The 12,348-nt window shown below is 71.7% G+C and carries 12 protein-coding genes, 1 tRNA gene and 1 pseudogene; 2 read left to right on the top strand and 12 right to left on the bottom strand.

Going from position 1 to position 12,348, the window contains the following annotated elements; all coding sequences use genetic code 11:
• Positions 1-91: 91 nt before the first annotated feature.
• Positions 92-173: transfer RNA gene (locus ACWC5O_RS23885), tRNA-Tyr, on the bottom strand.
• Positions 174-386: 213 nt separating this feature from the next.
• On the opposite strand from ACWC5O_RS23885, the gene ACWC5O_RS23880 reads away from it, so the two are divergent.
• The gene (locus ACWC5O_RS23880; protein ID WP_450585200.1) at positions 387-875 is read left to right on the top strand and encodes a YajQ family cyclic di-GMP-binding protein; all 489 of its coding nucleotides are present in this window, start codon (positions 387-389) and stop codon (positions 873-875) included.
• A gap of 76 nt (positions 876-951) precedes the next feature.
• Here the strand turns inward: ACWC5O_RS23880 and ACWC5O_RS23875 are convergent, their stop codons facing one another.
• Positions 952-1,218, bottom strand: coding sequence for a GlsB/YeaQ/YmgE family stress response membrane protein (locus ACWC5O_RS23875; RefSeq protein WP_450585202.1), 267 nt, complete (start codon positions 1,216-1,218; stop codon positions 952-954).
• 154 nt (positions 1,219-1,372) lie between these two features.
• Here ACWC5O_RS23875 and ACWC5O_RS23870 point away from each other — a divergent pair, with 154 nt between their 5' ends.
• Positions 1,373-2,650: an APC family permease gene (locus tag ACWC5O_RS23870; protein WP_450585204.1), complete on the top strand. Its 1,278-nt coding sequence runs from the start codon at positions 1,373-1,375 to the stop codon at positions 2,648-2,650.
• Between the two features lies 1 nt (position 2,651).
• On the opposite strand, the gene ACWC5O_RS23865 is transcribed toward ACWC5O_RS23870, so the two are convergent.
• The 10 genes and pseudogenes from ACWC5O_RS23865 to ACWC5O_RS23820 form a co-directional block, all read right to left on the bottom strand.
• Positions 2,652-3,044: a YccF domain-containing protein gene (locus ACWC5O_RS23865; RefSeq protein WP_450585206.1), complete on the bottom strand. Its 393-nt coding sequence runs from the start codon at positions 3,042-3,044 to the stop codon at positions 2,652-2,654.
• The gene (gene htpX, locus ACWC5O_RS23860; RefSeq protein ID WP_450585208.1) at positions 3,041-3,904 is read right to left on the bottom strand and encodes a zinc metalloprotease HtpX; all 864 of its coding nucleotides are present in this window, start codon (positions 3,902-3,904) and stop codon (positions 3,041-3,043) included. The genes ACWC5O_RS23865 and htpX overlap by 4 nt, the downstream gene beginning before the upstream one ends.
• Positions 3,905-4,115: 211 nt before the next feature.
• Positions 4,116-5,639, bottom strand: coding sequence for an NADH-quinone oxidoreductase subunit N (locus tag ACWC5O_RS23855; protein ID WP_450585210.1), 1,524 nt, complete (start codon positions 5,637-5,639; stop codon positions 4,116-4,118).
• Positions 5,636-7,210, bottom strand: a complete 1,575-nt coding sequence (locus ACWC5O_RS23850) for an NADH-quinone oxidoreductase subunit M (protein ID WP_450585212.1) — start codon at positions 7,208-7,210, stop codon at positions 5,636-5,638. Before ACWC5O_RS23850 ends, ACWC5O_RS23855 begins: the two co-directional genes overlap by 4 nt.
• A gap of 6 nt (positions 7,211-7,216) precedes the next feature.
• Complete coding sequence (locus tag ACWC5O_RS23845) at positions 7,217-9,238, bottom strand: NADH-quinone oxidoreductase subunit 5 family protein (RefSeq protein WP_450585214.1); 2,022 nt, start codon at positions 9,236-9,238, stop codon at positions 7,217-7,219.
• Positions 9,235-9,621 (bottom strand): NADH-quinone oxidoreductase subunit NuoK, encoded by a 387-nt coding sequence (gene nuoK / locus ACWC5O_RS23840; protein ID WP_450585215.1) that lies wholly within the window; start codon positions 9,619-9,621, stop codon positions 9,235-9,237. Before nuoK ends, ACWC5O_RS23845 begins: the two co-directional genes overlap by 4 nt.
• A complete protein-coding gene (locus ACWC5O_RS23835) occupies positions 9,621-10,268 on the bottom strand; it encodes an NADH-quinone oxidoreductase subunit J family protein (protein WP_450585217.1) in 648 nt (215 codons plus the stop codon). Before ACWC5O_RS23835 ends, nuoK begins: the two co-directional genes overlap by 1 nt.
• Positions 10,265-10,771: a NuoI/complex I 23 kDa subunit family protein gene (locus ACWC5O_RS23830; RefSeq protein WP_450585531.1), complete on the bottom strand. Its 507-nt coding sequence runs from the start codon at positions 10,769-10,771 to the stop codon at positions 10,265-10,267. Before ACWC5O_RS23830 ends, ACWC5O_RS23835 begins: the two co-directional genes overlap by 4 nt.
• A gap of 80 nt (positions 10,772-10,851) precedes the next feature.
• Entirely contained in the window at positions 10,852-11,820 is a 969-nt protein-coding gene (locus ACWC5O_RS23825; RefSeq protein ID WP_450585218.1) for a complex I subunit 1/NuoH family protein, read from the bottom strand.
• Positions 11,817-12,348, bottom strand: a pseudogene (locus ACWC5O_RS23820) (NADH-quinone oxidoreductase subunit C); the annotation flags it as partial. The pseudogene ACWC5O_RS23820 and the gene ACWC5O_RS23825, both read right to left, overlap by 4 nt.

Here is a 12,348-nt window from a genome sequence, read left to right as displayed (position 1 = left end):
CGTGCCCCGTCCCGACGGATCTGCGCGGCGCGCTCGGCGGCCAGCTCGGCGAGGTCGCGATATCGCAGGTCACGGGCCTCTTGTTCCCGTGTGGCGGCGCCAGGATTCGAACCTGGGAAGGCTGAGCCGGCAGATTTACAGTCTGCTCCCTTTGGCCGCTCGGGCACACCGCCGGGGTTGCTGCCGTTCGAACCGCTTTTCGGCGGTGCTCCCTGGCAACGACGTAAACAATACCCGATGCCGAGGGGTGCTTCGCCACCCGATTGATCTGCGCCCCTCAGGTCGCGGGGTGGCTAGGCTGGTGCGGATGCGGCCCGGCGCCACGCCGGGCTCGGCGGCCGCCGCCACGCACCCGATACGCACCCCGATACAAGGAGCCACAGGACATGGCCGACTCCAGTTTCGACATCGTCTCGAAGGTCGAGCGGCAGGAGGTCGACAACGCCCTCAACCAGGCCGCCAAGGAGATCTCGCAGCGCTACGACTTCAAGGGCGTGGGTGCCTCGATCTCGTGGTCCGGTGACAAGATCCTCATGGAGGCGAACTCCGAGGACCGGGTCAACGCTGTGCTCGACGTCTTCCAGTCCAAGCTGATCAAGCGCGGCATCTCGCTCAAGGCGCTGGACGCGGGCGAGCCCCAGCTGTCCGGCAAGGAGTACAAGATCTTCGCGTCCATCCAGGAGGGCATCTCCCAGGAGAACGCGAAGAAGGTGGCGAAGATCATCCGCGACGAGGGTCCGAAGGGCGTGAAGGCCCAGGTCCAGGGCGACGAGCTGCGGGTCACCTCCAAGAGCCGCGACGACCTGCAGGCCGTGATCGCGCTGCTGAAGGGCAAGGACTTCGACTTCGCGCTGCAGTTCGTGAACTACCGCTAGGACACCGGCGGGAGACATGCAGGAAGGGTGGGCACCCGGTGGTGCCCACCCTTCCTGCGCGCGTGGTGTGCGTCCGTCAGTCGCGCGAGTTGCCGAACAGGATGCGGTAGAGGATCAGCAGCACGAGCGAGCCGCCGATCGCGGCGGCCCAGGTCGCTCCGTCGTAGAAGTGCTTGCTCACCGGGTGGTCCAGCCAGCGGGCCGAGATCCAGCCGCCGATGAAGGCGCCCGCGATGCCGATGAGGGTCGTGCCGATGAAGCCGCCCGGGTCCCGGCCCGGCAGCAGGAACTTGGCGATGGCTCCGGCCAGAAGCCCCAGGATGATCCAACCGATGATGCTCATGCCGTGAACCTGCCCTCCCGCGCTGTGTCCGCACTGTCCGGCCCTTGAGAATCCGGTGAGATCGGCTGTCCGTCGCGCGCGTGTTCGTGCCGTGTCGATGAAGAGGACGCCACCGGTCCATCACGCGGTTGCGGCGATCAGTAGGGTGCTGCGCATGACACCTCCGGGCACCGGCCTGCGGCGCACCCTGGGCGTGCGGGACGCCGTGGTCGTCGGTCTCGGCTCGATGGTCGGGGCCGGCGTCTTCTCGGCCCTGGGCCCGGCCGCACGCGCCGCCGGGCCGGGGCTGCTGATCGGGCTGGCCGTCGCGGCCGTGGTGGCCTACTGCAACGCCACGTCCTCAGCTCGCCTGGCCGCCCTCTATCCGGCGTCCGGCGGCACATACGTGTACGGCAGGGAGCGGCTGGGCGCGTTCTGGGGCTATCTCGCCGGCTGGGCGTTCGTGGTCGGCAAGACGGCCTCCTGCGCGGCCATGGCGCTCACCGTGGGGGCGTACGTGTGGCCGGGGCAGGCGCACGCGGTGGCGGTGGCCGCCGTGGTGGCCCTGACCGCGGTGAACTACGGGGGCATCCAGAAGTCGGCGTGGCTGACGCGGGTGATCGTGGCCGTGGTGCTGGCCGTCCTCGCGTGTGTGGTGGTCGTGTGCCTGACCTCCGCAGAGGCCGACGCCGGGCGCCTCGGCATCGGAGTGTCGTCGGGTGTGGCCGGGGTGCTGCAGGCGGCCGGTCTGCTGTTCTTCGCGTTCGCCGGGTACGCGCGCATCGCGACCCTGGGCGAGGAGGTGCGGGATCCCACGCGCACCATTCCGCGCGCCATCCCGCTGGCGCTCGGGATCGCGCTGGTCGTGTACGTGGCCGTGGCGGTGGCCGTACTCGCCGTCCTCGGCGCGGACCGGCTGGGGCACGCGGCGGCGCCGCTCGCCGACGCGGTGCGGGCGGCCGGGGCACCGGGGCTCGCGCCCGTGGTGCGGGTGGGGGCCGCGGTCGCCGCGCTGGGGTCGCTGCTCGCGCTGATCCTCGGGGTGTCCCGGACGACGCTCGCCATGGCACGCGACCGCCATCTGCCCCGGGCGCTGGCCGCCGTGCATCCGCGCTTCCAGGTCCCGCACCGGGCGGAACTGGCCGTCGGCGCGGTGGTCGCCGTGCTGGCCGCGACCGTGGACGTGCGCGGTGCGATCGGCTTCTCCTCGTTCGGCGTGCTGGCCTACTACGCCGTGGCCAACGCCTCCGCCTGGACGCTCAGCGCGGCCCTGTCGGCACGCCTCGTACCGGCCGTGGGGCTGCTGGGCTGCGCGACGCTGGCGTTCGCCCTCCCGGCGGCCTCGGTCGCCGTCGGAGCGGGCGTGCTGGCCGTGGGCGTGGTGGCCTACGGCGTACGGCGGTGGTGGGCCGGTCGCGGCTCCGACACGGCCGGCAAGGCTTCCGGGCGGTAGGTCAGCGACTCGCGAACGGCTGGTCCGTGCGGACGATCTCGCGGCCCAGCGGCAGCAGGGAGACCGGGATCATCTTGAAGTTGGCGATGCCGAACGGGATGCCGATGATCGTCAGGCACAGGGCGATGCCGGTGGTGATGTGGGCGAGGGCCAGCCACCAGCCGGCCAGGATCAGCCACAGCACGTTGCCGACGCACGAGGGCGCGCCCGCGTCCCGGCGCTCGACCGTGGTGTACCCGAAGGGCCACAGGGCGTAGACGCCGATGCGGAACGCGGCGACGCCGAACGGGATGCCGATGATCGTGATGCACAGCAGCACGCCGGCGAGCAGGTAGGCGAGGAACAGCCAGAAGCCGCTCAGGACGAGCCAAATGACGTTCAGGATGGTCTTCACCGGTAGCGACCTGCCATCTTCTCGAGCCGGGAGATGCGTTCCGCCATCGGCGGGTGCGTGGAGAACATCTTGGACAGCCCCTGGCCCGCGCGGAAGGGGTTCGCGATCATCATGTGGCTCGCGGTCTCGATGCGGGGCTCAGGGGGCAGCGGGAGCTGCTGGGTGCCGACCTCCAGCTTGCGCAGGGCGCTTGCGAGGGCCAGCGGGTCGCCGGTGAGCTGGGCGCCCGAGGCGTCCGCCTCGTACTCCCTGGAGCGGCTGATGGCCAGCTGGATGAGGGAGGCGGCGATGGGACCCAGGATCATGATCAGCAGCAGGCCGAGCAGGCCCGGGCCGTCGTCGTCGTCCGAGCGGCCGACCGGGATCAGCCAGGCGAAGTTGACCAGGAACATGATCACCGAGGCGAGGGCGCCGGCCACGGAGGAGATCAGGATGTCGCGGTTGTAGACGTGGCTCAGCTCGTGGCCGATGACGCCGCGCAGCTCGCGCTCGTCGAGCAGACGCAGGATGCCCTCCGTGCAGCACACGGCCGCGTTGCGCGGGTTGCGGCCCGTCGCGAAGGCGTTGGGTGCCTCTGTCGGGGAGATGTAGAGGCGGGGCATGGGCTGGCGGGCCTGCGTGGACAGCTCGCGGACCATCCGGTACAGCGCGGGGGCCTCGAACTCGCTCACCGGGCGGGCGCGCATCGCGCGCAGTGCCAGCTTGTCGCTGTTCCAGTACGCGTAGGCGTTCGTGCCCAGGGCGACCAGAACCGCCACGATCAGTCCCGTACGGCCGAAGAAGCTGCCGATGACGATGATGAGTGCGGACAGTCCCCCGAGGAGTACGGCGGTCCTGAGCCCGTTGTGCCGGCGGTGCACGGTACGCCCTCCAAGTCGTGCAGCAGGGGAACCCTTTGGTCCAGTGGACCCTCCCGCTCTGGTCAACGCCAGGCGGCGGCCGCAAGTTCCCTTGAGTGGGCGTCAGCGCGCGTCGGCCGTACGGGTGACGTGCTCTTACGTCCTTCCGCGCGCCTCTCGCGCCTCGCCGCGCGCGTGGGAGTACGGGGTGCCCCACGCGCGCGTGGGGCCCTCAGAACAGGCTGGTGGCCGCGAAGCGGAGGACGAGCTGGGGCGCGCCGGAGAGGACCACGCCGAGGACTCCGGTGAGGGCGAGTGCGGCGGTGAGGGGTGCCGGGACCCGGTGCCGGGCGGGGGCGCCCTCGGGGGCGCGGAACAGCAGGGCCGTCCACTGCAGGTAGTAGAAGAGGGCGATCACCACGTTGACGGCCATGACCACGGCCAGCCAGCCCAGGCCCGCGTCGACGGCCGCCGCGAACACGGTGACCTTGGCGAACAGGCCGATGACGCCCGGCGGCAGTCCGGCGAGGCAGAGCAGGAAGAACGCCAGGAGGAGGGCGGCGGCCGGGTTGGACGCGTACAGGCCCCGGTAGTCGCTGATCCGGTTCAGGGACTTCGTACGGCCCACCAGGGCGGCCACCGCGAAGGCGCCGAGGTTCACGGCGCCGTACATGAGGGCGTACGCGACCGTGGAGCCGATCGCCTTCTGGCCGTCCTTGACGTACGCGGCGGCGGCGATCGGCACCAGGAGGTAGCCGGCCTGGCCGACCGAGGACCAGGCGAGCAGTCGTACGGCGCTGTACGCGCGCGTGGCCTGCTGGCGCAGGGCGCCGACGTTGCCGACGGTCATGGTGAGGGCGGCCAGCGCGGCGAGCGCGGGCCCCCAGACGTCGGCGTAGGACGGGAGGGCGACGACGGTGACGAGGATCAGGCCGGAGAAGCCGACCGCCTTGCCGACGACCGACAGATAGGCGGCGACGGGCAGCGGTGCGCCCACGTACGTGTCGGGCACCCAGAAGTGGAACGGTACGGCGGCCGTCTTGAAGGCGAAGCCGACGAGGGTGAGGACGACGCCGGTCTGGGCGAGGGTGTCGAGCCGGCCGTCGACGTGCTGGATCCGCTGGGCGATCTGGGTGAGGTAGAGCGTGCCGGTGGAGGCGTAGACGAAGCTGATGCCCATCAGGCTGACCGCGGTGGCGGTGACCGACGACAGGAAGAACTTCAGGGCCGCCTCGGAGGACCGCCTGTCGCCGTGCCGGATGCCGACGAGGGCGAAGGCGGGCAGGGAGGCGACCTCCAGGGCGACGATCAGCGTGGCCAGGTCGCGGGAGGCGGGCAGCAGGGCGGCGCCGGCCGCGGAGGACAGCAGCAGGAACCAGAACTCCCCTGCCGGGACACGCTGGTGCTCGTCCCTGAGGTTCGTCGCCGACATCAGGGCGGCCAGCAGGGCGCCGCCGAGGGCGAGGAACTGGATGACGAGGGTGAAGTGGTCGGCGGTGTAGCTGCACACGCTCGCGTCGCCGGTCAGGCAGAAGGTGCTGCGGTCGCCGTCCAGCAGCGGCAGCAGCATCAGCGTGGCGGCGGCGAGGCCCGCGACGGAGATCCAGCCGAGGAGGGGCTTGCGCGCCTCGGGGACGAACAGGTCGGCGACGAGGACGGCGAGCGCGACCACCGCGGCGATGGTGGGCGGTGCGATCGCGAGCCAGTCGACGGACTGGACCGCGGACTGGGCCAGCGGCTGGGCCAGGGCGCTCATCGGGTGCCTCCTGCCAGGAGCTGCTGCACGGCCGGGTCGGTCAGGCCGAGCAGAACCCTCGGCCACAGTCCGGCGACGACGGTGAGGACGACGAGCGGGGTCCAGGCCGCGAACTCGTAGCCGTGGACGTCCGCGAGCTTCGGCATGCCCTGCGGTACGGCGCCCATGCAGACCCGGCGGACCACGATCAGCATGTACGCGGCCGTCAGCAAGGTGCCGAACGCGCCGATCGCCATGAAGGTGAGGAACGCGGGCCGGCTGAGGTCGGCGGCCGGGTCGAACGCGCCGAACAGGGCCAGCATCTCGCCCCAGAACCCGGCGAGTCCGGGCAGGCCGAGCGAGGCCACGGCGCCGAAGGCTAGCAGCCCGCCGAGGCGTGGGGCCTTGCCGTAGAGGGCGGCTCCCGTCTCCTCGGCAAGGGTGTCGAGGTCGGTGCTGCCGGTGCGGTCCTTCAAAGCGCCGACCAGGAAGAACAGCAGGCCGGTGATGAGGCCGTGGGCGATGTTGGCGAAGAGGGCGCCGTTCACGCCGGTCGGGGTCATGGTGGCGATGCCCAGCAGGACGAAGCCCATGTGGCCGACGGAGGAGTAGGCGATCAGCCGCTTCAGGTCGCCCTTCGCGCCCTGCTTGGCGAGGGCGAGGCAGGCCAGGGACCCGTAGATGATGCCGACCACCGCGAAGGCGGCGAGGTAGGGCGCGAAGGTGCGGAAGCCGTCCGGCGCGACCGGCAGCAGGATCCGGACGAAACCGTACGTACCCATCTTCAGCAGGACGCCGGCCAGCAGGACCGAGCCGACGGTCGGGGCGGCGGTGTGGGCCTCGGGCAGCCAGCTGTGCAGCGGCCACATCGGCGTCTTGACCGCGAGTCCGATCCCGATCGCCAGAACCGCGATGACCTGCACGGATGTGGTGAGCGACCGGCCGTTGTCAGTGGCGAGTGCCACCATGTCGAACGTGCCCGCCTTGATTCCGATCAGGAGCAGGCCGAGCAGCATGACGACGGAGCCGAGCAGCGTGAACAGGATGAACTTCCACGCGGCCCGGGTCCGGCCCTCGCCGCCCCAGCGGGCGATGAGGAAGTACATCGGGATGAGCACCATCTCGAACGCGAGGAAGAACAGCAGCAGGTCGAGGACGGCGAAGGTCGCGAGGGTGCCGGACTCGAGGAGGAGCAGCAGTGCGACGAACGCCTTCGGGGACGGGCCCGAGGGCAGCTTGAAGTACGAGTAGAGCGCGCAGAGGAAGGTCAGCAGCGCGGTCAGGACCAGAAGGGGGAGTGAGATGCCGTCGATGCCGAGGTGGATCCGCACGTCGAGTGCGGGGATCCAGCTGATGTCGGTCGTGGCCTGCATCTTCGACGGTTGGTCGTGGTCGAAGCCGAGCGCGAGGACGATCGCGGCGATGAGGATCGCGCCGGTCACGGTCACGCCGTGGCGCAGCACGGCCTGCTCGGGCGACTTCCCCTTCAGCCCGGGCGGGGCCGGCAGGAGAGCGGCGACGGCGCCGAGGAGCGGGCCGACGACGACGAATGCCAGAAGGAACTGCATCACGGACTTGTTGATATCGATCACGCCTGCTCACGCTCCCGTGGCGACGAGGAGGACGGTCACCGTCAGGACGACGGCACCGGCGAGCAGTGCGCTCAAATAGGTCTGCACATTGCCGGTCTGCGTGCGCCGGACGGCGGCCCCGAGCAGCCGGGGAAGGGCGGCCGCGCCGCGTACGTAGGTGTCGACGACCGCGCTGTCGAGGAACCGTACGAGGCTGGCTCCCGCCTGCACCGGGCGGACGAACAGCGCCGAGTAGACGGCGTCCAGGTGGAAGCCGACGGCCGCGTGCCGGTACAGCGGGCCGAGCAGCGGCCGGCCGGGGTCGGGTGCGTGGGCGAGGTCGCCGTAGGCCGGCCCGTGGTCGGCGAGGGCGTGGGCCTCGACCAGGCTCGCGTCGCCCTCCGGGTGGGCGGCGGCCTCGCCCTGGAGGCTCTCCCACTCGAAGGAGGGCGCGGGTGCTGCCGGGACGCGGGCGGCGAGCGCGCGGGTGCGCTGCCAGGTGCCGTAGGTGAGGAGCCCGCCGACCAGGGCGAGGCCGGTGCCGAGGACGGAGGTGAGGAGTGTCGGGGTCAGGTCGCGGCCGTCGAACCAGCCGGGCAGCGAGCGGTAGGAGAGGCCGCCGAAGGCCAGGGACGGCACGGCGAGGACCCACAGCACGACGGTCATCGTGAGCGGCTGGCGGCCGTGGTCGGGGGCTTCGGCGCCCTTGCCGCGGAAGGCCAGCAGCCACAGGCGGGTGGCGTAGGCGGCGGTGAGCAGGGCCGTGAGCAGGCCGGCGACGAGGACGGTCCAGCCGGCCGCACCGGGGGCGTGGTCGGTGTGGCCGGTGGCCACGTGCTCGGCGGCGCCCAGGACGGACTCCTTGGAGAAGAAGCCGCTGAAGGGAGGGATCGCGGCGAGGGCGAGGAGCGCCACGGTCATCGTCCAGTAGGCGTCCGGAACGCGGTCGCGCAGGTGGCTCATGCGGGACATGGCGGCCAGCGAGTTGGTGCCGGCGGCGTGGATGATCACACCGGCCGCGAGGAACAGCAGCGCCTTGAAGGCGCCGTGCGACAGGAGGTGGAAGACGGCGGCACCGCGGTCGCCGACGGCGAGGGCGCCGGTCATATAGCCGAGCTGGCCGATCGTCGAGTAGGCGAGGACGCGCTTGATGTCGTCCTGGGCGAGCGCGGCGAGGCCGGAGCCGGTCATCGTGACTGCGGCCATGACGGCGAGGACCACCATCGCGGCCTGGGAGGCCTCGAACACCGGAAGGAGACGGGCGACGAAGTAGACACCGGCGGCGACCATCGTCGCGGCGTGGATCAGCGCCGAGACGGGCGTCGGGCCCGCCATCGCGTCGGGGAGCCAGGTGTGCAGCGGGAACTGGGCCGACTTGCCGGCCACGCCCGCGAGCAGCAGCAGGGCGATCAGGGTCGGGTGGCCGATGCCACCGCTCGCCGCGGCACCCAGGACGCGGGTGATCTGGAACGAGCCGGCGTCCGTGCCCAGGGCGAACAGGCCGATGAGGAACGGCACGTCACCGAGCTTGGTGACCAGGAAGGCCTTCAGGGAGGCGGCGCGGGCCTCGGGGGTCTCCCAGTAGTGGCCGACCAGGAAGTAGGAGCAGATGCCCATGACTTCCCAGCCGACCAGCAGCACGATCAGATCGCCGGAGTAGACGACCAGGAGCATCGCGGAGGTGAACAGGGAGACGAGGGCCGCGTACGAGGGGTAGCGCGGGTCGTCGCGCAGGTAGCCCGTCGAGTAGATCTGCACGCAGGTCGCGACGAAGGCGACCAGGACGGCGACGAGCGCGGCGAAGCCGTCGATGTCCAGGGCCAGCTCGATCGGCACCGAACCGGTCGGGGTCAGCTCGGTGTGGGCCACGATGGGCTGGCCGCCGCCCTGGCGTACGGCCACCAGCGCGGCCAGCACCAGCGCCGCCAGGGCCGGCAGCACGGCGAGCGGGCGGACGAAACCGGGGGCGGTGCGGCCCAGCAGCAGGCCGGCCGCGGCGCCCAGGAACGGCAGGAGGGGGACGAGGACGGCGAGGGTGGTCGTGGTCACGCGGTGGCCTCAGCCTTCTCGGCCGCGGGGGTGTCGGTGCCGGGGCCGTCGGTGTCGTCGCCGTGGCCCTCGGCGGTGTCGCGGAGCTTGTCGATGTCGGAGGTGCCGCGGTTGCGGTACACGGCGAGCACGATCGCCAGGCCGATACCGATCTCGGCGGCGGCGATGGCGATGACGAACAGGGTCAGCGCCTGACCGGAGTGCAGGGTCTCCTCGGCGGCCCGGCTGAGCCAGACGTCGAAGGCGACCAGGTTGAGGTTGACGGCGTTGAGCATCAGCTCGACCGACATCAGGACCAGGATCGCGTTGCGGCGGGCGAGGACGCCGTACAGGCCGGTGCAGAAGAGGAGGGCGGAGAGGACGGCGGGGTAGGCGAGGTGCATCAGCGGGCGCCTTCCTTCTCGCCGGGGACGGTCACGGGGGTGGCCGGAGTGCCGGAGGCCGTGTCCGGGGTGGTGCCGGAAGCCTTGTCAGTCGTGCCGGAGGCCGTGTCCGCCTTCGCCTTGCGGGACAGGACGATCGCGCCGACCAGGGCCGCGAGGAGCAGGACGGAGAGGGCCTCGAAGGGCAGGACCCAGTTCTGGAAGAGGCTCTCGCCGGTGACGCGGGTGGTACCGGCGGCCGGACCGCTCAGGTCGATCCAGGTGGTGCGGAACGCGTCGACGACCACCCACACCAGGGCGCCGGCGGCGGCCACCGCGACGGCGAGGGCGACCCAGCGGTTGCCGGAGTCGGCGTCCGGGGAGCGGCCGATGGGGGCCTTGGTGAGCATCAGACCGAACAGCAGGAGGACGACGACGGAACCGACGTAGATGAGGACCTGCACCCAGGCGATGAACTCGGCGGTGAGCAGGAGGTACTCGACGGCGAGGCCGCCGAGCGCGACCACCAGCCACAGGGCGGCGTGCACCAGTTGCCGGGTGGTGACGGTGACGAGGGCGGCGCCGAAGGTGACCAGGCCGACGAGCAGGAAGGCGATCTCGACGCCGGTCGGGGACAGGAAGCCGTGCTGGGCTGCGGCGAGGCTCACGACTCCCCCTCCTGTGGTTCGGCCTGTGGTTCGGCCTGTGCGGCGGCCAGTTTCTCGGCGGTCTTGCGGGCGGCGGCGATCTCCTTCGGCTCCTCCGCGCCGGCGTCCAGGGCGGGCGGGGCCGGGACGGTCCACATCCACTCGCGGAGCTTGTCGCGCTCGTGGGTGAGTTCGTGGATGTCGGTCTCGGCGTACTCGAACTCCGGGGACCAGAACAACGCGTCGAAAGGACATACCTCGATGCAGATACCGCAGTACATGCACAGGGAGAAGTCGATGGCGAACCGGTCGAGGACGTTGCGGCTGCGCTCGCGGCCGCCGGGGGCGGCCGGCGGGACCGTCTCCTTGTGGGAGTCGATGTAGATGCACCAGTCCGGGCACTCGCGGGCGCAGAGCATGCAGACCGTGCAGTTCTCCTCGAACAGGCCGATCACCCCGCGGGTGCGGGGCGGCAGCTCGGGCTGGACGTCCGGGTACTGCTCGGTGACCGACTTCCTGGTCATCGTGCGGAGGGTGACGGCCAGGCCCTTGGCGAGGCCGGAGCCAGGGATGCGGGGCCGGGCGGGCGGGAGCGACTCAGCCACTACGAGATCACCACCTTGACGATGCCGGTGAGGGCGATCTGGGCGAGGGAGAGGGGGACGAGGAGGGTCCAGGAGAGTTTCTGGAGCTGGTCCTCGCGCAGGCGGGGGTAGGTCACGCGGAGCCAGATGACGACGAAGGCGAGGATCGCCGTCTTCAGCAGGGTCCACAGCCAGCCCAGGCCGTCGGCGCCCCAGGGGCCGTGCCAGCCGCCCAGGAAGAGGACGGTGGTCAGACCGCACAGGACGATGATTCCGGCGTACTCGGCGAGCAGGAACAGGGCGAAGCGCAGGCCGGTGTACTCGGTGTACGCGCCGAAGATGATCTCCGAGTCGGCGACGGGCATGTCGAAGGGCGGGCGCTGCAGTTCGGCGAGGCCGGCCACGAAGAACACGACGGCGCCCACGATCTGCCAGGGCAGCCACCACCAGTGGAAGGCGTGCAGGATGCCCGGCAGGGAGACGGTTCCGGCCGCCATGGCCACGGAGGCCGCGGCGAGCAGCATCGGGAGTTCGTAGGCGAGCAGCTGGGCGGCCGTGCGCAGACCGCCGAGCAGGGAGAACTTGTTCGCGCTGGCCCAGCCGGCCATGAGCGAGCCGAGGACCCCCACGCCCATCACCGCGAGCACGAAGAACACGCCGGCGTCCAGGACCTGGCCGACCGCTCCCTCGCCCGGCCCGATCGGGATGGCGAGCAGCACGAGCAGGTACGGCAGCAGGGCGACGGCGGGGGCCAGCTGGAAGACGCGGCGGTCGGCGCCCGCCGGGACCACGTCCTCCTTCTGCGCGAACTTCACGCCGTCGGCGATGAGCTGGGCCCAGCCGTGGAAGCCGCCCGCGTACATCGGGCCGAGGCGGCCCTGCATGTGGGCCATCACCTTGTGCTCGGTCTGGCCGACGATGAGGGGGAAGGTGAGGAAGACGACGAACACGGCCACGAGTCGCAGGGCGACGTCCAGCGCGCCGTTCACTGCGGGCCTCCTGTGGGGTCGTCGGGGGTGTCGGGGCTGTCGGAGGTGCTCTGGTCCTCGGGGGCTTCGGGGGCCTGGGGTGCTTCGGGGGCCGCGGATGCTTCGGGTTGCGGCTCGGGCGCCCGGTTCTCCTCGGGTGCCTGCTCACGCTCCGGCGCCTGCTGCGGCTCCGATGCCTGCTCCGGCTCCGACACTTGCTCTCGCGCCGGTGCCTGCTCCGGCGTCTGCTGCTCCTCGAACGCCGGGCGCGCGTGGTGCCAGGGGGCGTCCGAGCTGCGCGGGGCGCGCTGGGAGGCCGAGCCCTCCGAGGCACTGCGCGCGCGGCGCGGATCTGCCGGTGCCTCTGCCGCGGCCTCAGCCGCCGCTTGGCTCACCGAGCCCTCGCTCGCGCTCCTCGTCCGACGCGGCCGCGCGACCGCACCAGCTCCGGCGGCTCCGGCGGCTCCGGCGGCTCCGGCGGCTCCGGCGGCTCCGGCGGCTCCGGCGGCTCCGGCGGCTCCGGCGGCTCCGGCGGCTCCGGCGGCTCCG

The organism is Streptomyces sp. NPDC001450 (assembly GCF_053597295.1).
The sequence above is the reverse complement of the archived record's forward strand: the minus strand, read 5'-3'. Positions and strand labels throughout refer to the sequence as shown.